A 24,933-nucleotide genomic window follows, 5' to 3' on the forward strand; every position below is an offset into this window, starting at 1 on the left:
TCCCTGTCGGGGGTTTCCAGGCAATGCGGGCGGATTACACCCGGGCCAGCACGCGGTCGTTTCCGGCGCACTATGACCAATCGACGCGGCCGCAGACCGAGCTTGTCCGGCCTCTAGGAACCCGTCGGCGGCGTTCATTGACGACGACCCGGTGGGGTCCCGCTGCCGGCCGACAGAACTTTAATCGGCAGGTAGAAAGAGGGCTTTTAGGCCTCTCCCCCACGGATCGAAAACGCCGATAACCTATGTTACGTAAAGTAAGCAGGCTGATAGTTGCAGACGACTCCTATTTCAGGTGTAGCTGGCATGCTTGATCGACACCCCACTGCGTGGATCCAACGAGGCTCTTGCGTGAGCCGAAGCAGCGCGCCCGGTTATAAGGGGATCCGCGCGCGCACCCGCCGCCCTCCCACGACATTTATCGCCGAGAAGCCAATCCCTTACTCTTACCGCAGGACTTCTTGAGTCAATCTTGAGCCGATTCGTGAGAGCTATTGAGAAACGTTTGCAAGTATGGAATAACACGGATGTAACACATCATGTGGTGTTCAAGCGCCAACGCGAATACTACATGTAGTATCAGCTCGAATGTCGGTCGTATATGAAAGGCTCGACAGCATCCATCGCTCCTACCGAGATCGGAGGGCCTCTTCGTGGCTCACCTCATACAGCAGTTCAAGGATGCCCTGAGCTCAATCGAGCCCGGCGACGATAAGGCGAACGCCCCAGAAGCTCACCACCTCGTACGCCAGGCTCTGGGGACGGATGCCAAGCTGGCCGGGTACGGAGTCGACCCGGTCCTCATTGGTTCGTATAAGCGCAGCGTGTCCATCAAACGTGTCAAAGACGTCGATGTGTTTATCCGGCTGCCAGACCTTCCGAGCGACGTGACGTCCAAGGACATCCTCGACCGGTTCTTCAAAGTGCTCCACGCTGAATTTGGTGTGGATGCCAATGGTCGCCGTCGCACAGTGCGCCAGGACCGGAGCCTCAAAATTGCGTTCCCTGAATACGACCTTGATGTGGACGCTGTGCCGGCACGTCCACACTGGGACGGGACGACATGGGAAATCCCTCAAAAAGGCCAGGAAGACAAATGGGTGCAAACCAACCCTGAAGCTTTGACCAGCCTTTCCAGCGAAATGAACGCTACCCACGGCGGCTACTACGTCCCTACCGTCAAACTTCTCCGACAAACTCGCCGCGCTCTGCTTCGCAGCGGTGCGAAGCCCGGAGGCTTTTTCATCGAAGTGGCAACCTACCAGGCCTTCAAATCCGGCCTTGTTTCAGGAAATGACCACGCAGAGTACTACGTGTCAGCCCTTGAAGAGGTCACCAAAATCATCAGCAACTACGTCGTTTACGGTATCGGCGTGACCGACCCAACTCTCTGGGGAAAAACCATCAGCATCCGCGCAACCGAGGACGAGCTTGAGACCGCGAGGGTCCGATTTGCTGACGCGGCTGCCTCAGCCCGCTCAGCTCTCAACGAAGAGGACGCGGGTAAGTCTGCCCTGGCATTCCAAAGCCTGCTCGGCAAAAACGGCGACGATGACACCGTGTTCAAAATGCCGCCCGGGTTCAACGAAGACGGCACCAAACGCGCAACCGCAATTTCTGCAGGCGCACGAACCGTCCCCGCCGGAACACGGACATTTGGGTGAACCTTGACGCATACACCGACTCTGTAGCCCACGCCCGCCAGCACTTCGAGGAAGGCCTCATCCGAGCTGGCTATAAGGAGACAAAAGAGGGGTGGACAGGGGTGACTGGAAACCCTGAGGACCCGACCGAGGTCCTGATTTCCCTCCCGGAACGCTTTCCCTTTAAGCCCCCAAGGGTAGCCCCGGTTGCAGAGGATGCAGTGCCCTGGTCTTGGCACCGCGAGTTGGACGGCGCCCTCTGTTTGATCGCCGAGGACGATCACGAGGGGCTCTGGTGGAGTGAGGCCTCGGCATTCCTTGAACATGTCACGGAATGGTTGGCGCAAGCAGCAGCCGGCTGGCCGGACGATCGCCCTGATCTGGATCTAGACCGGTATTTCCACCGTTCAGAGGAAGACACCAGGATTTACCTCTACGACGAGCTTGATTCGCTGCGTGAGGGCTTAATTCGGTTCCGACCAGCCAAAAACAACATCATGCGGGCAAGCAAGGGTGCAATTCCGAAGAAACTGGTGAAAGCCGGCAACGACCGGTCGGCGTATGTGGTCGACGCCGGTGAAATCGACGTACCGCCACGGACCTGGGCAGACATCAGCGTCCGAATCCGGCCCGAGAACAAGCTCGATGCCAGAATCCTGCGCCAGGAGATCTCGGTGGTGCTGCTGAAGTACCGTCGCGGCAATCACGATGGCGCCATCGCGCTGGAAGTTTGGCCAACAGTCGGCGGCGACATCAGCGTACGGCGACTGATATCGGCAGCCGATACGACAGCGGCCCGAACCGCCCGCGCCGGTGTCCAAAAGGCAGAACTCATGAACAGTAGCGTGGCTATCATCGGGCTAGGCGCGCTCGGTTCCTTCGTCGCAGACATGCTGGGGCGCGCAGGAATCGGACGGATGACATTAGTGGACGGAGACCTGGTCCTCCCCGGCAACATCGTCCGGCATCTCGTGGGACCCGACACAATCGGGTTGCCAAAGAGTGAAGCTGTAAAACGTCACCTCGTCGCCAGAAACGAACTCACGCATGAGGACATCGGCCTGAGTACGCAGCCACTCACGTCCGCCGCGGAGGCAGCCGTTCTCATCAGCAGTCACGACCTGGTCGTGAACGCCACCGGCGACTTCAACACGACAGCCCTTCTCCACGTCGTGGCCGAGTCCATGGGCACGAGGATTCTCTCGGTTTCACTACATCATGACGGAACCGCCTATCGTGTCGACATCCTCCCCCCTGCCAACGACGCCTCCCCCGTGCCGCCTTTGGCGACGTCACCGGGTACCGGCGTTCAAGCCCCAGAGTTGTTCGAGGCTGGATGTGGAAGCCCAATCTCCCCAACTCCGCCGCACGCTGTGATCGAAGCAGCAGCCGCCGCCGTACGGCACAGTATCGGTCTGCTTACCGGGCGTATCCTCCATCCAGCGGGAGAATCACGAGACCTCACTGCTGTTCCTGAAAGGCATCACTAGTGACCCGGCAACCTACCCGTATCGAACTACGACATGAGGCACATGAAGTCATCGATGCCGAAACAGCGAAAAGCCTGCCGACGGAAATCGGAGGTATCCTTCTCGGCTACCACGAATCCAATACCATCGTGGTCACAAATGCACTGACCATCGGCAGCGACCAGGCAACAACGAACCAGTACGTCCGCGACGACCTCAAAGCCAACAAGCTGCTCAAAGACTTCCTCGCGGATCGGGCCATCGATGATCCGACAGGATACGTCGGGGAATGGCACAGCCACCCGGCTCCAGCAGGACCGAGCCCCATAGACGTCAGCTCACTTCGTGCAATTGCGAAAACCAGCGACGGTCCGATTGCCTTGATCGTGCGCTCCACGTCGCACTCGACACCGTTCCACGGAGTCACCGCACAGCGTCAACAGTTTGGTCGCGTCACCAGCGGAAATGTCCCAGTCATATCGCCCGAGCCCAAATTCCAGCCCCTGGGCCCCCTGCCTCTAACCGCTGTACGAGGCGACGGGCCTGTCTTCATCTCCTACCGCCAAACAGACGGAACCGACCAAGCCGCACGGCTGGAACACCTACTCAGAGCAACCGGCCTCGTGGTCTGGCGTGACTACCGCGATCTGCGCGCCGGCACAACGATAGACAGACTCGAGCAAGCCCTGACCCAAGGCCTCTCGGCGGCAGTGCTCATCGTAACTCCCGACATCGTCCACAGCGAGATCGTCCGGGAGCGTGAACTCCCACGCCTACTTCAACTCGACGAAGACCGTGACTTCAGCCTCAGCATCGCGAATACAGTCCCTAGGCGCGGGAGCTCTTCCAAATGTGATTATGACGCCCCTGACCGGCTCCTGCGCCTCACACCACAGCGCACACTTGCTGATAAGAAGCAGAGCAACATGCTCGACAGCACGGGTGACCTTGACATAGCACGTGACTTGCTCATGCACCGCATCGAGCAACGCAAGCCATCACTCCGGGCAGAAAATCGAGCTTTCACCATTCGTGTGCAGAGCCGGCCGACATCATTCGCCATCGACGCGGACGACGAGGACCTGCACATCCGGGTCAACGCCGCCGAGAACGGACGCCTTCCCTCAGCCGAAGGACTCCATCTCCTCCAAGAAACGCTGCCCCTCATTAGCGACGCCATTTACGCAGCACGGGCACCGCGCGTACAGATCTTAGGCGGAGCCCACCTTTCAATCGCTCTGGCACTGGGCGCAGCGCTACCCGAGACCAAACTCGGAACAGTCGAAGCAATGGACACGCGCAATGCGGCCTGGGCCTCGGAGGCGTGCGAAGATGACCCGCTCGATAACGTCATTAGCGTGGAAGAAATTGCCTTCCCAGCCCAACAATCCGCCGTTACCCAAAACAAGATCGCAATCTTCGTCAGTCTCACGCACGGAGCAGATTCCACCGCCTTCCAACAACTCATCAGCACGTCCCCCCACACATTCGCTAAGGCGGCAATGCTTACCACAACCACCACTCAGATTGACGCTCGTGAAGCCGGACGCCTCAGTTCATTGATCGGCCAGCACATCAAACAACTCGCGGCCGACAGTGGACGCGCTGAGGTCCATCTTGCCTTCCACGGCCCGTACACAATGGCCGTATTGATTGGACGCCATTTGAACACGCTCCGAACGGTGGCCTATGAATGGGAAGACGACGCCGACAACGGTCCCAAGTACCGTCCGACCCTCGTTCTCGACCCCGGCCGTGCCAGCGGACCTATAGCCGAAGTGCTGCTTGAAATTGAGGATTCAAAAGGTGCCTAAAACCTCGGATACTCTGTGCCCGGCGAGTAACGAAGTGGGGCCAGATATAACCGTCCTACCGGGGCCATCCAAACCTGTCACAGCCAGGGGTACATCCAGCTTCGACACGGCCCGCAACATGCTTATAGACAAATAGAGTGATCACACCTGACACGCAGGTCCCATTGGCCCACCGATGGAACCCGAGAGCGGAGCAGCTGCACCATGAGCACCTCGTTTGACTTGAGAGAGGCATTTGCGGCCAAGCAAAAACATATGCTGTCCGGGCTCGGCCTCATGCCCAATTTCACCAATCATCCAACAGCCAAGGGCGACGCAACGGAGGAACACTGGATACGCATGCTCAGCGATTTCCTCCCCCGGCGCTACGGAGTAGGCAGCGTCTTCGCGATCGATTCGTACGGAAAGCAGAGCCAACAGATAGATGTGGCTGTCTACGACCGCCAGTACTCACCCCTGTTCTTCGAGCAAGGCGACATGACATTTGTCCCCGTCGAGAGCATCTACGCGATATTCGAGGCCAAACCGGAGTTGAGCAAGGGCTACGTTGACTATGCACGGGAGAAGATTGCCAGCGTCCGCAGCCTTCGTAGGACCTCCGTAGGCATCCGGCACGCCGGGGGAACGTATCCACCTCAAGAGCCAGCGAACAAGCCCATACTGGGAGGCCTCCTTGCCACCGAGACATCCTGGACGGACATCCAGGGAAAGGCCGCACGTAATGCCCTTCTGACCGGAAATCAATCCGACCGGCTGGACTTCGCGATAGCCGTCAGAGACGGTGCGGTCGAAAGAGTCGGGGACGAACTTGTCTTCGCACCATCGGACCAGCAGCTCATTTGGTTTGCAATGCGGCTGTACAAGAGGCTGTCCATGCTGGGCACTGTACTAGCACTCGATTTGGACGCATATGGGCACTACATCGAGGACGTCCAAGAGAGCTGAACTACCAGGCGAGGCGTAGGCACGGCTGTGCCGTCATAGCTAGCAGGTCACGAGTACGTCCACTCAGGGCAGCCCAAACCTCACGGATAGGACCCCGCGTGTCTTGACTTTCTTCTGGAAGGAGCCTAGAACTCAACCTGACAGCACGAGGGTTGGAGGCGCAGGTGGCTGGACAGCGGATCGGGTACGTGCGCGTGAGCACGTTGGACCAGAACGAGAAACGCCAGCTCGACGGCCAGGTTCTGGACCGGGTCTTCACGGACACGGCCTCCGGCAGGGACACCGCCAGGCCACAGCTCACGGAACTGCTGCGGTTCGCCCGCGAAGGGGACACCGTGGTGGTGCACAGCATGGACCGGCTGGCCCGCAACCTGGATGATCTTCGGGCTCTGGTCCAGGGCCTGACCCGGAAGGGCGTGCGCGTGGAGTTCGTCAAAGAAAGCCTGGTCTTTACCGGCGAGGACTCCCCCATGGCCAACCTCATGCTCTCCGTCATGGGTGCCTTCGCCGAGTTCGAACGCTCCCTCATCAGAGAACGCCAAAGAGAAGGCATCGCCCTGGCCAAACAACGCGGCGCCTACAAAGGAAGGAAAAAGACCCTCACCCCGGACCGAGCCGCCGAACTTGTCCAGCGCGCCGGCACCGGTGTTCCAAAAGCCCTCCTTGCCCGTGACTACGGGATCAGCAGGGAAACCGTCTATCAGTACCTGCGCCAGGCCAAGCTGGAGTGAACCGCTCCCCTGCCGGCGCCGTCGACGGGCAATAGTCTGCGCGGCCATAGCTTGACGGAATATCCGTTATCGGCTTTTCATGCATGTGATTTCGGGTGTGATCAGTGGCGTGTTCTAGCCGTTGAAACAAAGTGTCATTCGTGACAGCATGGAGGCATGACAGCAGTTGCAGGAGCCCGGGGAGGGCTGAAGGCCCATCAGGATTCCATCCGGCTGCCCGAGGCCGAGCTAGTCCGCGACCTCAGGGACATCCTGGGCGCAAAACTTGTCGCCTACATCGGCTCGGTCAAGGAAACCCGCGCGGTACGCCAATGGGCAGACGGTGAACGGAAACCCTCCGCAGAAGTCATGACCCGGCTGCGGCACGCTTACCATGTCGCTGCCTTACTGGCCGAGCGCGACTCCAGGGCCGTTGTCCAGGCATGGTTCCAAGGCATGAACCCGCAGCTGGACGATGTCCCGCCGGCCAGGCTCTTGCGTGAAGGCCATGTCGACGAGGCCGCACAATCCGTCCTTGCCGCTGCCCGGGCCTTCGCGGCCGCCGGCTGACGGATGGACCAGAACGCACTAGCCATCATCCCAGCGGCCGGCACTGTATGGCGCATCGGGTTCCGCCCCGAACCCTGGGCGTGGAGCGGCTGGGAATGGGCCACGGACGGCCGTTTCCCCGGACGCTGGGATGACCTGCACGGCAACTTCCGCACCGTCTACGCCGGCTCAAGCTTGAAGGCATGCCTCCTGGAAGTCCTGGCCGGCTTCCGCCGCGACGCCAGGCTGGCCGCGGAACTGGACGAAATCGTCGAAGACGATGAAGACCAGGCGCTGCACCCAACCATCCCGCCAGGAGAAGTTCCACGTGAATGGCTGGAGCCACGCGCCGCGACCCGCGCCGAACTCTCCGGGCACTACTGCGCCGTCACCGCCTCCCAAACCATCGCCGCCCTCTATCCGAACTTCATCGCTATTGCCTTGAGTCTCGGACTGGCCGATTTCGACGCGGCGGCGTTGAAAGACGCCCGCCCCAGGCAACTGACTCAAGGGGTCGCCGCCTGGCTATATGAAACAACCACCGTCGATGGTGTCACCTTCAACTCCCGGCACGGCGACGAGCTCCGGTTGTGGGCTATCTTCGAGCGGCCCGGGAATCCCCCGATCAGCCCCAAGCTTGACCGGACCCAAGTGGTTGACCTCCACTACGATGCTGCGGCCATCAAGGAAGCATTCGAAATCCTCAAGCTCAAGTGGCAAGAAGAGTAGAGCCCTCCTCAAGAAGCCTCTGCAGTCGGCTCCAGCTACCGGCTAGCTGACGAAAGGTCCATTATCGGCGTTCGGTCTTGAGCGGGGGAGTGGCCCGTCAGACGGGGAAATCAGCTCCAACAGGGTCACCGGCTTGCCCGACGTCGCGAGTACCAACTTCCTCCAGGAAACGCACTATCCAGAATCGCCCCCTGCCCGCGCCATGAATCGGGCGTCGAAAGAGATCCCTGAATAGTCGGCCAGTACGTGGTCACACCATTCCGTTCACCACCGATCCTTAGGGTTCTTTCCAACCCGCGGCTCTTCCCTTACGCTGTGATTGTTGCCCCGGACCCTGGCAGCGCCATCTTTTCGGCGCAGTTGTCCAGGGAGGAACTCCTCACATCGAAGGCACCCGAACACTCAACGCCTTGAGGCGTTGGGGCATCCCTGCACATCGCAGCCATCTGCGGCGACTTCCGCCTCATAACCTCGTGGTCCCGTGCCGGACACGACTGCCTTGGAACTCACGTATGTCGAGACCGCCATCCCCCACCTGCCCGGCGGGCGGAAGGCTGACCATGATTGCTTCAACCTATTCACTTTTCCTTGCCGATTCCATCGCCCCTGCCGAACCAAACCACGGTCTAAGCGACGACGAACTGTACGGGGTGTACACCAGCTGGTGTCTGCTCCGCCGGGAATTTCCCACAGCCTCACCGGCCTTCTGGACCGCCATGCGCGAGAGGGGAATCCCCGATCGGTGCAGGATCGCCAAAAGAGTCATCCGCCCGGGACTGCGCATGACAGGGCCAGCTGCGGTTGACTACATCCTCACCAGCCAACCCAGCATGCTCTGACGCCTTCGTCCGGTTGCCGTGGAGACGGGAACCGGGCTAAAGCCAGCCGATTAGACGTGAAAAAGTTAGGTGCGGAACATGACATTGGCGGAAACAGGTAGCGTGCTCACCCCCATTGAAGGCGGCAAGGGTGTGGTTCGCCTTGAAGCCGGCACGGTTTTGCACCTGGTGTGGGACGCGGGGGTGAGAATTGAGGTCGCAGATGCTCGGGCCGCCATGGAAGCTGTGAATCTTGTCGCCGCCGGCTCCTCATATCCTTTGCTCGTTGACATGGCCGGTACGGAGTACGTCAGCAGACAAGCGCGTACGGTCTTTGCCGCACCGTGCGCTGCCTCCAGAATTGCCCTGCTTGGCGCAAGCCCGGTCGACCGCGTGCTTGTCGATTTTCAACTCGGCAGCCAGGAGCCGCCGTGCCCTACCCGCTTTTTCATATCAAGGGTTGAAGCGACGGCTTGGCTTCACGAAGCTTTGGACCGGCCGGCCTGAATTCTGGAGCCCGGCGGTCGTCTGCCCGTGCCGGTGCTAAGGGCCAGCGGGGTGGTCTTCCTGCGCGGCTGAAGGTACGCACCTGCGGAGCAGGTCACGGTCCGCCAGGCCGGCCTCTCAATATCCCGGTTCATACAGGTCCCTTGAATCGCACCGGGTCCGATCCGACCAAGAATCAGGTTTACGGGATATCCGTTATCGGCTGCCAGTCCGGAATGGGCGGGGCGCCCCAGCCGCCTTGGAAAGCTGCTTCAAATAGTGGTGCGGGCCACACCTATCTGGGGCACGACGAGCTGCGGCCCTTCGATGCTGCCCGAGGCGGAATTTGTCAAGGTGAATGAGGCCAGCGGGAGTTAGGCTGCTGCTTTTGTGTCGTTGTTCTCGGCTGGTTTGTTGATCCAGGCGGTGTCGGGGATGGCGAGGATTTTGGGGTCGTTGTTGGTGGTGAATCGTTCGGGTGTTTTTGCCCGTGCGATTGCGAGGGTTTTGGTGCGTTCAAGGGCTTTGCCGGAGTTCACGGTCGCCAGGATGTGGGCACGCTCTGCCGTTGAGAGCTTGTTTGCCGGTGCCGGGGCAGGCAGCGGGTCTTCCGCCGGGGTTCGGACTTTGCGGGTCGCCGTGGCCCTGGGGACCCCCGCAATCACGGCCGCTTCCCTGGTTGAGATGTCCGCCTGGGTGAGAGCGGTGTAGGCGGACATCAGGGTTTCTTGTACCAGGGCTGCTGCTCCGCGCTTTCGGAGATATCCTCCAAAAGTAGTCGTGCTTTTTCCATTATCGACAACGCAGCTTCAGTCCGTGCCAGCTTGCGTTCACTCACCTCAAGCTGCCGACGTAGACGCCCGATTTCTGCCTGTTCAGCAGTGGGTTTGCCGATCTTTTCCCCAGGTTTCTTGCCGTCCAGGACACCGGCGTCGCGGAGCTTGCGCCATTCGGTGATTTGGGATGAATACAGGCCCTCGCGGCGCAGGTAAGCCCCGTCGCCGGTACCGTCGTCACAGGCCTGCTGATACGCATCCAAGTACGCCAATTTTTGTGCCGGCGTGAACGACCTTCGAGAGGACGGCCCACCGGCGCGGGGGCCAGCATTGCTCATGGACCCATCTTCCCGCACAGGGGAAATCGGGCCCTTCGCATTTAGGCATGGTTGGTCTGTTTGATCCGGTAGGGCCGGTGGCCGCCGGCACTGAGTAGGCATCTGAGTCGGTAGTTGGTGAAGTTTCGGAAGCCTCTGGCGATGCGGCGTGTGGTTTCGATGACGCCATTGATCGCTTCGGTAGGCCCGTTGGAGGCGCCGTCTGTGTCGAAGTAGGCCAGGACCGCGCTCTTCCATTGTTTGAGGGTCCGGCCGAGGCGGGCGACTTCCGGGACGGGGCAGGTTGGGAATGACGCGATCACTTCCTTGACCAGTTCCCTGCCCCGTTCAGGCCGGGCATGATAGATGTTCCGGAGCTTCTGATAGCACTGCCAGGCCAGGGTGACTTCGTGGTCAGGGTCCCCAAGGGCGAGTTTGGCATCGAGCCTGGAGGCTTGTCTGTCGGTAAGGTGTTCGGCGCCGATCTGCAGGGTCCTTCGGATCCCGTAGAGCGGGTCTCCCTTGCGTCCGCGGTGTCCGAGGGTGTCCTGCTGGACCCGGCGGCGGACCTCGTCAACCATGGACGATCCGAGCTTCACGACTTGAAAAGCGTCCAGGACGGTGATGGCTTCGGGGAGCTCATCACGAATCGCGTTGGCGTAGCCGCGGAACGGATCCAGCGCGGCGGTCTTGATCCCCGCGGTGAAGTCAGGGCCGCGGGTTTTGAGCCAGTCCGCGTAGGCCTTCCCGGACCGGCCCGGAACGAGGTCCAGCAACCGTGCATGCACCACGCCGTTCTCGTCACGGGTGTGGTCCACGATCCCGGTGACCATCCCGGTGCCGGGCGGACCGGTGTGGGACCAGACATGTTCATCCACGCCGAGCGCGTCCACACCTGCCAGCCTGCCGGACGCTGAGATCCGCCCAGTGGCCTCACTCTTCACCGCGTCCCAGACCGTGTGCCAGGAGACGCCGAGCTGGTGGGCCAAGGCCGAGACCGAGGTATCGAAATGTTGCAGCGCGTCCGTCGCCCAAGCCGCAGCGCGGGCAGTGAGTTTCGCCCTCGGACCGGCCAGTGCATGATCCTCGGTGAAGGTCGTTCTCGGGCAGTCGCGGTCCGGGCAGCGCCAGACACGCTTGGCCCACAACAGCATCACGGGCTTGCCGAAACATGGGATGTCATGAAGCCGAACCCGCCGGCGTCCATGGCCCACGGCAACGACTCCGCAGTCCGGACAACCGGTGATGTCCTCGCCGGTCTCGACGCCCAGGACCAGGCCCCTTCCGGTCGCCATAACAGAGCTGACGTGAATGCCCGCGACGCCGAGCAGCGCGTCCGCGCGCGTGCACCACCGGCCATCGGAACAAGACATAGAGTTATTCATGTCGGGGTCTCTTTGGTTATTGGTTTGCTTGGTCGCTACCAATTCAAAGAGGCCCTGGCCTCATTCCTCCCGCACCACGCCGCACTATAAGCGGCAGCAACTACGGCGTCAGCCTCAGACGGCCCTAACCATGCTCATCTGCGAAGGGCCGGAAATCGTGGAGACAGACATCGGTGATGTTCCTGATTCTCGCCCTACGGATTAGCGAAGTTGCTACGAGCCGCTGGCCTCATCCAACCCTGACATGTAGGGAGGTCATCGACGTCATGCCGGTGCCGATGACGATTGATGCGGCAGAACCGGGCGGGGTGAGCTGGACGACGCGCATGCCCGGGATGTGCTCAACGTCGTGGTCAACAATGAACCCGAAGCGCGGCAAGTGCTGCCAGGTTCGTTGATACGGAGGGTTGTAGCGTGGCCAGAACGCGCACCGCATGAGCCTCTAAAGCAAGAGCAAAAGCTGTTGAGTTACCAGCAATGTGAGTCCCAGAGACGAAGCTGCGAAAGCCACAGCGCGTGTTCTCCGTGGGCTAAGTATTCGGTTGACGTAGCGCGATAGAACATAGCCACCCGCGACAGCGGGAAGCATAACGAGGGACAGCTGCAACGCCTCCTTGTTAATTGCACCTGCCACAGCCAGTGCAACTATCGACATACAGGAGCCAACTAAAAAGAAGGCGCTCATCGTTCCACGTAGCTCAGCACCGACGGAGCGTTGCCAGATGATGGCCATTGGCGTGCCACCTATCGACGTAGTCGTTCCCAGGACGCCGGACGCAGCGCCGGCCACTATCAAGTTACGTTTGACAGGCAGAGGCGCCCAGCCGTTTAAAGCCGCGGCCAGACCAACGAGGACTGCGATGGCTACTAACCAGACAAGGGCGGTTCCTGGCAGAACGACGACGAGCCACGCCCCAAAAATGCTGCCCGGTATCCTTCCTACGAGGGCCCAGCTGGCACCGCGAAGATCCAGATGCTCACGTTCACGTATCGTGACGACGAGAGTGAGTAGGGCAGCTAATAGAACAACCAAGGCGGGCAATAATGAGGGGTTAATTACCGCAACGACAGGGGCAGCAATCATTCCCATGCCGAACCCCACAGATCCCTGAAGACAGGCTGCCGCGCACAAGGCGGCAGCAATTATGCCGAATTCGAAGTAGTTCACTTATTACTCTCTAGTCCTGCCGCGGATCATGTGGTGGTTGCAACAAGTCTCATGCGGTTGATTGTTCCAGAATTTGTTGGAGGGCTTGTGCGGGTGTTTTCCGCCCAAGGGTTTTACGAAGCCGGCCTTTGAGCCCGTCAGCGGCGTAGTCGAGGTCTTGACGGGTCACCGTGGTGAGATCCATGGCTATGGGGAAGTAGGGAGCTCCGCGCCACCTCGCTGGAATACTTCCCCGGCTCTCGAGCGCACGTTCGACTATTCGCCACGATGGCCGAAAGGGCACTGATGGCAGCGAACTCCTAGCACGCCGTCCTGCCTACAGGCCACAAGCCCTGCCCTGGTCATACGGCTGGCCGAGCAAATCAGCACTTTCGATGCAGAGATTGCTGACGTCGACGTGCAGATTACCGAGCTGTTTCGGCAGCATCACAGCGCCGATGTTCTGCGTAGCTCCGTGGCCTCACGGCTCTGTTCCAAGTGATGTTGAGCTTAAATCATGTTCGACCTAGTGTCCCCAAATGCTGCTGCTTAATTTATTGGCCGGCACCCCTCGTCATGGTGACATAAGTCATAGGCCTACGGCTCGGCGTGTAGGACGCGGACAAGGTCCTCTGAGCTGAACATTAGCGACATACCGCACCGACTGGTGCATCAAGTAAATTCCACGAAAGCAGAAGGTGTATATGATGCAGAATCTTCACTTTGGAAGCGGCCTTGCAATGGCTGCGTTGCTCACCCTCACGCTCACAGGGTGTAACACAAGTGGCGCTACAGAGCCGGCCGCTTCCGGCAAGGCTTCGGCGGGAGCAACCTCCGAGATGTATAGCGCGAAGCTACATGATTCTCTCCCCGCCGATATCCGAGATCGAGGCACTGTACTGATGACGGCGGACGCATCGAGGCCACCGAAGGCTTTCCATGATGAGACCGGGGCGCTTGTTGGGTATGTGCCCGACCTCAGTGCGGCTCTCAGCGACGTTCTCGGAGTCGAGTTCGTCTTTCCCGAGCTCGCCAAATTCGACGCAATCCTGGTGGGAGTCGACTCCGGACGGTTCGATTCCGCCGCCTTCGATAACACTGTCGAGCGCCGCGCCAAGTATGACTTTGTAGATGTGATGGACACGGGCTTCGGGATCGGAGTCGCGAAAGGCAACCCCAAGAACCTCAGCATTGACAACCTCTGTGGTGCGTCAGTTGCCAGTGGCAAGGGTGACATAATGACCACAGTAATTTTGCCTGAAACGAGCGGCAAGTGCGAGGCTGCCGGCAAGCAGCCGATTACTATCCTCACCTTCGACGACGCCAGCCAGGCGACGCTCTCAGTGCATGCGGGTCGCGCCGATGCTTTCGCTCAGGACGCGGTGACCGTCGGATATATGGCGCAGGCGGATGCCGATAAATACGAGGCTCTAAATGGCTCCATCAACACACACACTTGGGGCTTCGCCTTTAAGAAGGGGTCTGATATAGCTCCTCAGGTATACGAGGCGATGAAGATTCTGAAAGAGAATGGGACTCTCACCAAGATCCTCGGCAAATATGGGGTCGAAGACCTCGCGATCGACGAGATCCAACTCTATAACTAGATCCTTATAGGGCCGCTCTCTGCAGACAAGCGCGAGCGGCCCGATCGATATCGGAGAAGCCCTTGATAAACGTTGAAACGACTAAGGTCGCCCTGCTCCAGCTCCCGGACAAGCCGCGTCGAGAACCCTTCAAGCATACGATCGGTGTAGCGTTCGGACTCGTCCTCGCCATGGTTGGTATTCAAACCTTTCTAAACCCGAATTTCCAGTGGGATGTGGTTGCGAAGTACTTATTTTCACCGTTGGTGTTTCATGGACTGGGTAACACGATTGCACTGACGGTGATTTCGATGGTAATTGGCACGATCCTCGGACTTATCAGTGCATCGATGCAGCAATCAAGAATCCTCGCGTTCCGAGCAGCTGCCGGCCTCTACATCTGGTTCTTCCGCGGAACACCGCTACTTGTCCAATTAATTTTTTGGTATAACCTGGCCATTGTCGTACCCCAAGTGTTGGTGTGGAGTGCCGGCGGTGGGTTCGAGATGGTCTCAACCAACACTGTCATTACACCTTTCCTCGCAGCAGTTCTCGGTCTGAGCCTCAACGAGGGGGCGTACATGAGCGAGGTCATCAGAGGCGGATTGCTCTCAGTATCGAAGGGACAGCGCGAAGCCGGGTACGTCCTTGGGATGAGTTCGCGAACATCGTTCGTGCGAATCATTCTGCCCCAGGCCATGCGAATCATCATCCCCCCAACCGGCAATCAGCTGATCGGGATGCTCAAGACGACATCCCTCGTAAGCGTCATCTCCACACCCGACCTCCTGTACAGTGTGCAGGCGATCTATGGGAGGACGTTCGAAACCATTCCACTTCTCTTGGTCGCATCCATTTGGTATCTCGTCGTAACGACGGTGCTTACGGCCGGACAGCACGTTCTCGAGAAGCGGCTATCTCGCGGGAGTACCCATGCATAACACTATTGAATCAAACGATCCGCAACCTACCACCGCCCTCACGTCGATCGTCGACAAAGCGACAGCAGCGTCAGTCGAAATCGTGGATGTCCATAAATCCTTTGGTGACAATGCCGTCTTGCAAGGCGTATCGCTGTCGATCGACGCGGGTTCGGTGGTGTGCGTCCTCGGTCCATCCGGCTCCGGTAAGTCGACACTATTGCGCTGCATCAATCGTCTCGAGAAGCCCGACCACGGCCATGTGTACATAGGTGGTGAACGCGTCGGATACCTGAAGGAGGGCGACCACTATCGAGAGATGAAAGAGTCGCAGGCGATTCTTCAGGTACAGAAGTTCGGGATGGTTTTCCAGCACTTCAATCTCTTTCCGCACCTCTCCTCCTTGGAAAACGTCACCATCTCACCGCGCCTTGTCAAACGCGAGTCGAAACGCGAATCCAGAGAGAGGGCCATCGAACTGCTGGAGCGCGTCGGTCTCGGAGATAAAATCGACAGCTACCCCGCTCAGTTGTCGGGCGGTCAGCAGCAGCGGCTCGCGATCGCCCGCGCTCTCGCGATGAAGCCTAGCGTCATGCTCTTCGATGAGCCGACGAGCGCACTGGACCCTGAACTCGTACACGAGGTCTTGGACGTGATGCGGTCGCTCGCTCGAACCGGAATGACGATGGTCGTTGTGACGCACGAAATGGGCTTCGCACGGCAAGTCGCGGATAAAGTCGTTTTCATGGATTCGGGGCGCATCATCGAATCCGGATCTCCGAAGGAGATCTTCGGCGCGCCCCGCAACGACCGCACCCGTGAGTTTCTTGGAAAGATCCTACAGGCGTGATTCCTTATTGGCGTAGCCAGATCAGGACCGAGTAGAGGATGACCCGGAGCGGTACGTGATGGCGAGTTTGTCGTGCTCCGCCATTGCTTGAAGAGGTTGAAGGACTGCTCGACCGACGGACCTGCCTTTGTAGGCCTCGCTGTCGAAGGCCACCGGTCGGCCCCCGCCGTGTTACGCGTCGCGGTCTTTGGCAGTAGGCGCGTCTCTGGCGATGACGATGCAGGGTTTTGCCGTGCTGTCTTGATTTAGTGCCGTCGGCGGCGCCAGGCTGACGACGTCCGGATCAGGCGAACGGCCGGCGTGGGCGTTCGAAGCACCATGCCGGCCGTTCTGACGCGTACAGGCCGCTGATTGCTCACGGTGAGTCGTGAGGCTGTCTCTGTCGAGTTGGATCTGGCTGGCGGGCGGTTGGTCTGTCCGGGGTGCAGGGGCCAGCTGCGGCCGTGGGGCTGGGAGCGGGAATGGCTGATCCGGCACGGCGCCGGCGCGGATATGGCCGTGGTGCGCGGGCGTCCGCCCCGGGGGGCGATGTGCGGATTGTTCGGCCACGCATATGCTGTTGGGCGTGGATCTGGCGGCCAGACGGGCCGATACGGCCGAAGGTTGAACCGGGTCGCCGCCGGGCTCGGCGACGCGGACCAACCACCCAAGTCGATCTATGGCCAAATTTTGAACAGGTTCAGTCCCCGGCGCGATAGTCAGTTCCCCTGTGTTGGCGGGGAGTCTTGCGGCGGAGCTTCGCTGTGTGGTCAAAAGCGTTACCAGACTAAATAGCGGGAGTAGGCGTGGTCCGTCAGCTTCCGCCATCCCTTATGTCCCGTTCCCGGGAGAGCCAATATGGTTCCGGAAGGAATGAGCTTCAATGATGCTGAAACTAACGTCCCCAAGTGCTGAGGCTTGGTTCCTTGCTCGCACCCGCCGAGCCGTGGTGATCTGAGTCATAGACGTCTTGGCAATAGAAGGATGGCCGGACAGCATCCCCGGGAGTACTCCCCGATGAGGGTTCCCGCTGAGATGACTGACTACTATATTTCCCGTTTCATCACCCGAAGGGACTCCGTGATGGCATCAACTCAAGAGCAAAGTGGCTCCACACCTGTCGGTGTTGTGCCACCGAGCATTGACCGGAAAACAGCCATGCAGGTTGCACGCGCCAGCTTCACCGGCACTGCAATTGAATGGTACGACTACTTCTTGTACGGAAGCGCGGCAGCTCTTGTCTTCCCTCAAGTCTTCTTCTCCGGTCTGGGCACAACCGCGGCCCTGCTGGCTTCTTTCGCAACCTTCGGTGTTGCGTTCCTTTTCCGTCCGCTCGGTGGAATCATATTTGGCCACTTCGGTGACAAGATGAGCCGCAAGCAGGCTCTTGTCATCACCCTGCTGATTATGGGAATAGGTACTTTTGCGATTGGCCTTCTTCCGACGACAAGCCAGGTTGGTATTCTTGCTCCGATCCTGCTGGTCATTCTGAGGCTGGTCCAGGGCATTGGGCTCGGCGGTGAATGGGGTGGCGCCGCGTTGATGGTTGTGGAGCACGCTCCAGCGGGTAAGCGAGGCATTTATGGCGTGGCTTGTCAGCTGGGTGTACCGGCAGGACAGCTTGCCTCTGCCGGTATCCTCGCGCTCATGGCGGCGATCCTGCCCAGCGAAGATTTCCTGTCTTGGGGCTGGCGCGTTCCCTTCCTGTTCAGCGGCGCGCTCGTCCTGGTAGGCCTTTACATCCGCGCCAAAGTTCCGGAGTCTCCGAAATTCCTCGCTATTAAGGCCGCCAACAAGCAGCCGAAACTTCCGATCTCAGAAGTATTCCGGTACGCAAAGAAGACGACTTTGCTGCTCATTTTTGTACAGGCAGCTTCGACGGTGGGCTACTACCTTTTTACCGTTTACTCTCTGTCCTATGTCGCCACAGATCTGAAGCTTCCCCGTGAATGGGCTCTTACCGGCGTGCTAGTCGGTGCCGGCTTGCTTCTGGTCGCGATGCCCCTCTATGCCCTCTTGTCTGACAAAATCGGACGGCGCCCAGTCTATGCAGCCGGAACTCTTTTCATAGGTCTGTACGCTGTGCCATTCTTCTGGCTCCTTGACACGCGAAACAGCGTCCTCGTTATCGTTGGCATTGCGGCGGCGATCGTGTTCGGTTACGGACCCACTGGTGCCCTCCACGGGCCGCTGTACGCGGAACAGTATCCAACTCGCTACCGCTACACTGGCGCCTCAGTGGCATACCAGTTCTCGAGTATGGTGGCAGGGGCGCCGGCCGCACTCGTCGCAGGAGCCTTGGTGGCTGCCACCGGAACCACCATGGCAGTCTCGTGGTACGTCATTGGAGCCGCCGTGATTTCGCTCCTCTGCGTATTCTTCCTAAAGGAAACATATCGCGCTGACCTGACGAAGGAGTAGCATCCCGTGTGCCCTTCAGAAATAGGAATTGTGATGCTGGACAACGAAATTCCACGCGTTGTTGGTGATGTCGGGAATCCTGCCAGCTTCCCGTTCCCAGTATCCCTGGCGGTGTGCGAGGGCGCCCGTACTGATCAGGTACTGGAACACGCGGCTGAGGGGTTGCTCCCAGCAATAACAGAAACAGCCCAATCCCTTGTGAATGAAGGTGCTTTAGGTCTCTCCACATGCTGTGGTTTCCTCGCCATCCACCAACAGGAGCTGGCGGCCTCACTCCCGGTTCCGGTCGCCACCTCAAGTCTGCTCCAAGTGCCCCTGGTGCTTCAGCTGTTGCAACCCCATCAATCAATAGGGATTATGACCGCTAACGGAAGTACACTGACGTCGACCCACTTGGGCGCTGTCGGAATCGATACCCACCTCCAACAGCGTGTGAAAGTGATTGGAATCGAGCACACTGCGCACCTCTACGGTGTCCTCACTTCGAATGGCGCGAAACTAGATCAGAGTGTTGCCCAAGCCGAGGTTGTAGGCGTTGCCAAGCAAGCGGTCGAAACTAACCCTGATATCGGAGCATTCGTCTTAGAGTGCACGAACCTGCCTCCTTACTCCGAAGCCATCAAGGAATCGACGGGTAGACCCGTGTGGGATGCGATTAGTCTCATTCGCTGGCTTCAGCTCGGGGTCACAGGTTCCCAACCCGAATAAGCATTATGCCCGGTGGTGCCGCCAATTACGGCACTACCGGGCATAGCCCTGCGGCCCGCTGACTGGACGCGTCTGAACGAAGGTTTACTGATTTCTTCTGGAACCTCAATTGATGGCCCTTTACTAAGGCCAACCCTGTAGTGCCGACCTCCAGTTGTTATCCCATATGACCAGGCAAAAGTTTTCTAAAAGCAGCATCAGAAATGCCGCTGCTCGTGCCCTGTCGCTGGAGTCGGGGCGCTTTGTAGTCTCATGGCACCCACCCCACTGGAAGGACAAAAGCAATGTCATTGAAAGCGCAAGAGGAAGTGCAGCTTCAGGCTGCAGACATCAGGTCGCTGCCTGCATGGAAGAACTTGAAGGAGTCAGTCATTGACTTGCAGCAGGTTCAGGTCGAGGACGGTTCCGTCTCCGATAGCGCGAACCACGCCCGTTCCAACGCGGACATCGACAACATCATTTCGTCGATCCAGCAGATTCAGCCACACCTGCCGCACGACCACGAATACCTTGAGCGTGTAGTGCAGGATTTCCGGAAATGGCAGTCTGCAGGCTTGGGCGTACCCGATTTCCTGGACTCTCTGCTGGCCTTCCAGCCCCAGCAGTGGCGAATCAACGGGCTGCCCCATCTGGTGGTGTTCCCCATGTACACGCAGAACGGAAGCACCAACCGGTTCGTAGAGGCAGTTCTGATCGATGTGATCTGGCCGGAGTTCATCGATGAGTTGGAATCGACCAGGTACTCGAACAAGCTCTTCGTGCCCGTACATTTCTGGGACTTCACGCCCGGCTACGACACCAATTCAGCTGTCCTCTTCCCGGAAAGCGTCGCTGTCCGTTCCACCCCCAAATTCACATGGGGCGCCATCTTCGCCGACCGCGAGGCGGCCCGCTTCCGGCGCGTTCTCAAAGCCGCCGCGGAGATCACTTCCCTTGAACTCCCGGATGATGCTGCGGCGCTCATTGACGACCAGACGCTGTGCCAGGAAACGTTTGTCATGTGGGACCTTATCCACGACCGTACCCACATGCGGGGGGATCTGCCTTTCGATCCGTTCATGATCAAGCAGCGCATGCCTTTCTTCCTTTATTCACTGGAAGAACTGCGGTGCGACCTCACGGCATTCAAAGAGTCCGTCCTCATCGAGAGGGATGAAACGTCGTCTGAAGAAGCCCGCAGGCACGCGAAACTCGTTCAGTACGCCGTCATTTTTGACAGGATCTTCCGGTTCGCCATCACCGGTAGCCGCGTCCGTAATTATGACGCCCTCGGCGGCCAGCTACTCTTCGCATGGATGCACCAGCACCGGGTCCTTCACTGGACCGACGGAAAGCTGAGCATCGACTGGAAGGACGTCGCCAAAGTTGTTGTAGAGCTCGCGCTGCGTGTCGAGGAACTCTACTGGCGCTCGATCGACCGCCCCAAGACGGCGCACTGGCTGGCTGCCTACGACCTCATCTCCGAGACGCTGACGCCCAACCCTGCTTCTGTATGGGCAAAGGGTCCGGATGCCCTTCCGCTTGACGGACCGCCAAAGGGACTCACGGACCAGGTCCTCGACGATGAATTCCCGCTTTCCATGTTTTACGAGGCTCTCGAAAAGAAGATGCGGACCGTCATCGAGTCAACGGCCGGCATTACCGGAGAAGCCTCCGCTAAATTCGCAAATGAGGTGGCTGAATGACCGACGCATTGGCAGGACGAACTGTAGTCGTGGCCGGATCCACGAGTGCCGCGGGCGCGGCAGTTGTCAGCGCCCTCTCCAAGGCTGGCGCCCGTGTAGCAGCCGTCGACATTCTTGAGGACCGGGTCCGTGAGCTTGCTGCTGCTCACGACAACGTCACCGGCTACACGTGCAACCTTGCAGATATGGATTCGGTCGACAAGCTCGCCGCTACCGTGAGAAGCGAACTCGGTCCTGTAGACGGACTGATCCACCTCGTCGGAGGTTGGCGGGGCGGAAAGGGTATAGCGGGCCAGTCGGATGAAGACTGGGATTTCCTCCATACAGGGATTATGACCACTCTGAGGAACACCAGCAGGGCCTTCTTCGATGATCTGGCCGAGTCTCCGGTCGGTCGGCTAGCAATTGTGTCAGCAGAATCCGTGGCAAGCCCCACGGCTGATAATGCCGCCTACGCCGCCGTAAAGTCTGCGGCCGAAGCATGGACGCTGGCAGTGGCAGACGGGTTCGAGAAGGAGCCGGAGGGTGCGGTTACTTCGGCGGCCCTGGTGTTTGTGGTCAAGGCGCTGCTCGACGAACGCATGCGTGCAGCCCAGCCGGAGCGCAAGTTCCCCGGTTTCACCCATGTCGATGTAGTGGCCGAGGCCGTACTCGAGATTTTCGCCACGGACGCCGGAGAGCTGAACGGCAGGCGGATCCGCCTGGGAACTTCGTCGAAGGCCAAAGCGGACGAAGCTCTCAGCGGGGCCCAGCGATGAGTGGGCCCCTCCACAATCCCGGGGTGAGGGGGTTTGCCTCTGACAACTACGCTGGAGCCCACCCGGAAATTATCGAGGCCATCCGCTCGGCCAATTCCGGTCACGTGGTGGCATATGGCGAGGACGAGTACACGGAACGGTTGCAGGAAGTCATAAAGGCACACTTTGGGCCTGGTGCAGCCGCCTACCCTGTTTTCAATGGCACCGGTGCCAACGTGTTGTCGCTGCAGACGTTGCTCCCCCGCTGGGGAGCAGTGGTCTGCGCTGACACGGCCCATATCAACACGGATGAGAACGCAGCGCCCGAACGGGTTGCCGGAATCAAGCTTCTTCCCGTGTCTACACCGGACGGCAAACTTACTCCTGAGCTGATCGACAAGGAAGCCTGGGGCTGGGGCGACGAGCACAGGGCGCAACCGCTGGCCGTGTCCATAACCCAGACAACAGAGGTCGGAACCTGCTACTCCCCCGAGGAGGTCCACCGCATAGCCGAACATGTTCACTCCCTCGGAATGAAGCTTCACATGGACGGCGCCAGGCTCGCTAATGCCGCGGCCCACCTCGGAGTTCCGTTGAAGACGTTCACGACGGACGCCGGTGTGGATATTCTTTCCTTCGGGGGAACCAAAAACGGGCTCCTGTATGGGGAAGCGGTTATCGTTCTGGATCCTGAGACAGGCACCGGAATGAAGCACCTGCGCAAGATGGACATGCAGCTGGCGTCAAAGATGCGTTTCGTCTCCGCACAACTGATCGCGCTTTTGGAGTCGGACCTCTGGCTACGCTCGGCCGCGCACGCAAACAAAATGGCATCCCGTCTACGGCAGGGCGTTGAGGCCATCGACGGTCTCCAGGTAACCAGGGAAACCCAATCGAACGGCGTCTTTGCGTCGTTGCCGCCCGAAGCAGCCGATATCGTCCGCCGGGCATTCAGGTTCTACGACTGGGACAGGGCAAACGGCGAGGTGCGGTGGATGTGTTCATTCGACACCACTGATGAAGATGTTGACGGACTCGTGTCCGCCGTCAAGGAAGCAGTCTCCGAAGTCAGCCTCTCGCTCTCCCTTGAGACCGCTGGCGGGCTTTGAGCCATCGCGGAGTGGTGACTTCATCGAAGTGCCCTTAGAGCTAGTCGACAAATCAAGGCTGCTGGCTGCGCAGCTGATCTCAAAGGCGTCCGTAGTCCAAACGATGAAGTCACCACTCCGCTAGCAAGGAAAAGTCCCACGAGCGGATTTTAGGCCCCGCAAAAGTACTAGATAAACCTAGAAGCACAATTCCGTGCAGCGTTTCTGTAAGTGCCGGTCCTGGCTTACATTCCCGCCACCGGGACTTGTCATCATGCACAGAATTACCGGTGGACGGACTCTTTACGGGCATCACTAGGAGTGCTGATGTTGGACAGGGTTTTCCCATGGCTCCCCTGGCGGCATCGGCAACGCTTACCTGGCCCTTCCCGGTGCGATACAAGATCGTAGAGTGCCGGCGGACTGATCGGATGATGGGACCCAGTCCCGACCTGGCATGCTGGAGCCTTTCATCGTCGCGTGCGAAGGAGCTTAGGGCACAAGGCGTCCGCGCCATCACCACGAGCTGCGGATTTGCTCGCGGCTTTTCAGCGGGAGCTCGCCGAAGCGGTATCAGTTCCTGTCCTGACCTCAGCTCTTTTGCAGGTGCCCATGGTGTCCCAGAAGTTAGGACCCTCCAGCAGCGTAGGAATTCTGACTGAACGGCCAAATCTAACGGAGAGCACTTCAGTGCTCAGGCTGGAGTTCGGATCAGTTTTGGGTCCATGTGAACGCGCTGCCGCCGGATGCGGTCTTCCCGACCGTGTTCATCGACGGCGCCCAGGAGGCAGATGTGGACGTACTCCGCTCGGAGATGGCCCACGCAGCGCATGATCTTGTCCAGCGGGCGTCCCGACGGGAGCGATCGTTTTGGAGTGCACTAATTTCGTACCCTTCAGCGCTGCGACCCGGGAAGCATCTGGCTTGCCGGTGCACGCATCTACACGCGCTCGTCATGCAGCCCTATCTGGCGACCGTCGGGCGGTCTTTTCCTGTCCATCTGGGATGGCCACAGACAGGTGGAGCGCCGGCGACGCGCTTCCACCGGCACTTTCCGGCATGGCTTTTGCCACGTACAAAAGCTCACTCGGAGGTCGGGTCAGGTTCCTCGTTCCAGGCGAGGACCTTTGGAAAGGATCATTGTGGAGCCCGGGCTGGGCCAAGTAGCCCTACGGGCTAGTTGGAAACGATGGATGCAACGGGGCTGTCCAGGTGGACTTCAAAGGCGTCGGTGGTCCAGTCAATAAAGTCCTCGGCGGCTTCGCGTAGAGCGGCGATGGTTACGGCGAGGAGGGGATTAACGTCTGAGGCACGGTGTGCGACATGGATGGTTCGCCGTGGCGGGTCGAGAAGCCGGTGAAAAGCAATGCCCCGGTCGATACCCAACGCCAGGGCCGGCACGAGGGCAACACCTATCGTCTCCTTGACCAGGCCCCTGATGACATCAAAATCGTTGCTGTGGAATCCGATGTTCGGTTCAAAGCCTGCCTCTTGGCACATTTGAATGAAATTTTCTGCGCCCGCAGACCCGGCCTCGTTCGTAATCCAGTTCTCGTGTGCGAAGTCCGCCAGTGGGACCTTGTCGCCTGTCTTCCCTGCTGCGTGCGCTGCGCTGAGGACCACTAGCTCTTCATCGAGAATGGGTTGGAGTATCAAGCCTTCCGGACGTGGAATCGGCACCCGGGCGTACTCATAGATGATGCCAAGATCCGTGAGTCCCTCTAATACGGAGTTTGCCAGTCCCTTTTGGAGACTAATGTCCTCAAGCGAGATGTCGGCGGTCGAATAACGCATCGCCAGGCGTGATAAAGCCCTGGGCACAAGCTGGGCGGCCGCTGTCCCGGACGCGCCGATTCGGAGGCTCCCCTGAGACCCGGAGGCAAATGCATCCATCTCGTCTTCGGCCCGGGCCACCTGTCTCAGGATCGCGTCAGCGTGCGCGCTCATGGCCAGACCGGCAGGTGTCGGCCACAGGCTCCTGGGGCCGCGCTCGAAGAGGTCCACACCGAGAGCTTTCTCCAGAGCGGCTATTTGCTGGGACACAGCTGATGTGGTGTAGCCGAGTTTCTTCGCCGCCGCGGTGTGCGAGCCGGTATTGATCACCATCTGCAAGGTTCGCAGGTTGATGATATTCAGGTTTCCTTTGACCCACCGCATGATTTTCTCCTTGC

General features: G+C 59.4%; 22 protein-coding genes and 1 pseudogene. 17 read left to right on the forward strand and 6 right to left on the reverse strand.

Annotated elements, in window-relative coordinates:
• Positions 1-653: 653 nt before the first annotated feature.
• The 9 genes from ACFC25_RS10345 (at position 654) to ACFC25_RS10385 (ending at position 9,184) form a co-directional block, all read left to right on the forward strand.
• Complete coding sequence (locus ACFC25_RS10345; RefSeq protein WP_376045063.1) at positions 654-1,664, forward strand: nucleotidyltransferase; 1,011 nt, start codon at positions 654-656, stop codon at positions 1,662-1,664.
• The gene (locus ACFC25_RS10350) at positions 1,661-3,133 is read left to right on the forward strand and encodes a ThiF family adenylyltransferase (RefSeq protein ID WP_376045064.1); all 1,473 of its coding nucleotides are present in this window, start codon (positions 1,661-1,663) and stop codon (positions 3,131-3,133) included. Before ACFC25_RS10345 ends, ACFC25_RS10350 begins: the two co-directional genes overlap by 4 nt.
• Positions 3,133-4,926 (forward strand): SAVED domain-containing protein, encoded by a 1,794-nt coding sequence (locus ACFC25_RS10355; RefSeq protein ID WP_376045065.1) that lies wholly within the window; start codon positions 3,133-3,135, stop codon positions 4,924-4,926. The genes ACFC25_RS10350 and ACFC25_RS10355 overlap by 1 nt, the downstream gene beginning before the upstream one ends.
• A gap of 204 nt (positions 4,927-5,130) precedes the next feature.
• Positions 5,131-5,871: a DUF6602 domain-containing protein gene (locus ACFC25_RS10360; protein WP_376045066.1), complete on the forward strand. Its 741-nt coding sequence runs from the start codon at positions 5,131-5,133 to the stop codon at positions 5,869-5,871.
• Between the two features lie 164 nt (positions 5,872-6,035).
• Positions 6,036-6,602: a recombinase family protein gene (locus tag ACFC25_RS10365; RefSeq protein ID WP_376045067.1), complete on the forward strand. Its 567-nt coding sequence runs from the start codon at positions 6,036-6,038 to the stop codon at positions 6,600-6,602.
• A 156-nt stretch (positions 6,603-6,758) separates the two neighbouring features.
• Positions 6,759-7,151, forward strand: a complete 393-nt coding sequence (locus tag ACFC25_RS10370) for a hypothetical protein (protein WP_234760184.1) — start codon at positions 6,759-6,761, stop codon at positions 7,149-7,151.
• Between the two features lie 3 nt (positions 7,152-7,154).
• A complete protein-coding gene (locus ACFC25_RS10375) occupies positions 7,155-7,859 on the forward strand; it encodes an RES domain-containing protein (RefSeq protein WP_376045068.1) in 705 nt (234 codons plus the stop codon).
• A 560-nt stretch (positions 7,860-8,419) separates the two neighbouring features.
• Positions 8,420-8,698, forward strand: a complete 279-nt coding sequence (locus tag ACFC25_RS10380) for a hypothetical protein (RefSeq protein WP_376045069.1) — start codon at positions 8,420-8,422, stop codon at positions 8,696-8,698.
• 78 nt (positions 8,699-8,776) lie between these two features.
• Positions 8,777-9,184 (forward strand): STAS/SEC14 domain-containing protein, encoded by a 408-nt coding sequence (locus ACFC25_RS10385; protein WP_376045070.1) that lies wholly within the window; start codon positions 8,777-8,779, stop codon positions 9,182-9,184.
• Between the two features lie 353 nt (positions 9,185-9,537).
• On the opposite strand, the gene ACFC25_RS10390 is transcribed toward ACFC25_RS10385, so the two are convergent.
• The 5 genes and pseudogenes from ACFC25_RS10390 to ACFC25_RS10410 all read right to left on the reverse strand — a co-directional run bounded on the left by ACFC25_RS10390 (position 9,538) and on the right by ACFC25_RS10410 (position 12,809).
• Positions 9,538-9,882, reverse strand: coding sequence for a hypothetical protein (locus ACFC25_RS10390; RefSeq protein WP_376045071.1), 345 nt, complete (start codon positions 9,880-9,882; stop codon positions 9,538-9,540).
• Positions 9,882-10,202 (reverse strand): hypothetical protein, encoded by a 321-nt coding sequence (locus tag ACFC25_RS10395; protein ID WP_376045072.1) that lies wholly within the window; start codon positions 10,200-10,202, stop codon positions 9,882-9,884. Before ACFC25_RS10395 ends, ACFC25_RS10390 begins: the two co-directional genes overlap by 1 nt.
• A gap of 116 nt (positions 10,203-10,318) precedes the next feature.
• A complete protein-coding gene (locus ACFC25_RS10400) occupies positions 10,319-11,629 on the reverse strand; it encodes an ISL3 family transposase (RefSeq protein ID WP_376045073.1) in 1,311 nt (436 codons plus the stop codon).
• Between the two features lie 268 nt (positions 11,630-11,897).
• Positions 11,898-12,014, reverse strand: a pseudogene (locus tag ACFC25_RS10405) (glyoxalase); the annotation flags it as partial.
• Between the two features lie 69 nt (positions 12,015-12,083).
• Positions 12,084-12,809 carry a sulfite exporter TauE/SafE family protein gene (locus tag ACFC25_RS10410; protein WP_376045074.1) on the reverse strand — a complete coding sequence of 242 codons (726 nt, stop codon included), beginning with the start codon at positions 12,807-12,809 and terminating at the stop codon, positions 12,084-12,086.
• A gap of 686 nt (positions 12,810-13,495) precedes the next feature.
• On the opposite strand from ACFC25_RS10410, the gene ACFC25_RS10415 reads away from it, so the two are divergent.
• From ACFC25_RS10415 to ACFC25_RS10450, 8 genes are all read left to right on the forward strand, one after another.
• Positions 13,496-14,395, forward strand: coding sequence for a transporter substrate-binding domain-containing protein (locus tag ACFC25_RS10415; protein ID WP_376045075.1), 900 nt, complete (start codon positions 13,496-13,498; stop codon positions 14,393-14,395).
• A gap of 62 nt (positions 14,396-14,457) precedes the next feature.
• A complete protein-coding gene (locus ACFC25_RS10420) occupies positions 14,458-15,315 on the forward strand; it encodes an amino acid ABC transporter permease (RefSeq protein ID WP_376045076.1) in 858 nt (285 codons plus the stop codon).
• Positions 15,308-16,144 carry an amino acid ABC transporter ATP-binding protein gene (locus ACFC25_RS10425; protein WP_376045077.1) on the forward strand — a complete coding sequence of 279 codons (837 nt, stop codon included), beginning with the start codon at positions 15,308-15,310 and terminating at the stop codon, positions 16,142-16,144. The genes ACFC25_RS10420 and ACFC25_RS10425 overlap by 8 nt, the downstream gene beginning before the upstream one ends.
• A 1,014-nt stretch (positions 16,145-17,158) precedes the next feature.
• Positions 17,159-18,544: an MFS transporter gene (locus tag ACFC25_RS10430; RefSeq protein ID WP_376045078.1), complete on the forward strand. Its 1,386-nt coding sequence runs from the start codon at positions 17,159-17,161 to the stop codon at positions 18,542-18,544.
• 6 nt (positions 18,545-18,550) lie between these two features.
• On the forward strand, positions 18,551-19,252 hold the full coding sequence (locus ACFC25_RS10435) for a hypothetical protein (RefSeq protein ID WP_376045079.1): 702 nt from the start codon (positions 18,551-18,553) through the stop codon (positions 19,250-19,252).
• Between the two features lie 284 nt (positions 19,253-19,536).
• The gene (locus ACFC25_RS10440) at positions 19,537-20,937 is read left to right on the forward strand and encodes a DUF6421 family protein (protein WP_376045080.1); all 1,401 of its coding nucleotides are present in this window, start codon (positions 19,537-19,539) and stop codon (positions 20,935-20,937) included.
• Positions 20,934-21,695: an SDR family NAD(P)-dependent oxidoreductase gene (locus ACFC25_RS10445; protein WP_376045081.1), complete on the forward strand. Its 762-nt coding sequence runs from the start codon at positions 20,934-20,936 to the stop codon at positions 21,693-21,695. The genes ACFC25_RS10440 and ACFC25_RS10445 overlap by 4 nt, the downstream gene beginning before the upstream one ends.
• Entirely contained in the window at positions 21,692-22,783 is a 1,092-nt protein-coding gene (locus tag ACFC25_RS10450; RefSeq protein WP_376045082.1) for a threonine aldolase family protein, read from the forward strand. Before ACFC25_RS10445 ends, ACFC25_RS10450 begins: the two co-directional genes overlap by 4 nt.
• Before the next feature lie 1,155 nt (positions 22,784-23,938).
• Here ACFC25_RS10450 and ACFC25_RS10455 read toward each other — a convergent pair.
• Complete coding sequence (locus tag ACFC25_RS10455; RefSeq protein ID WP_376045083.1) at positions 23,939-24,919, reverse strand: LysR family transcriptional regulator; 981 nt, start codon at positions 24,917-24,919, stop codon at positions 23,939-23,941.
• Between the last annotated feature and the right edge of the window lie 14 nt (positions 24,920-24,933).

Origin of the sequence: Pseudarthrobacter sp. NPDC055928 (genome assembly GCF_042270935.1) — a bacterium.
Lineage (GTDB): Bacteria > Actinomycetota > Actinomycetes > Actinomycetales > Micrococcaceae > Arthrobacter.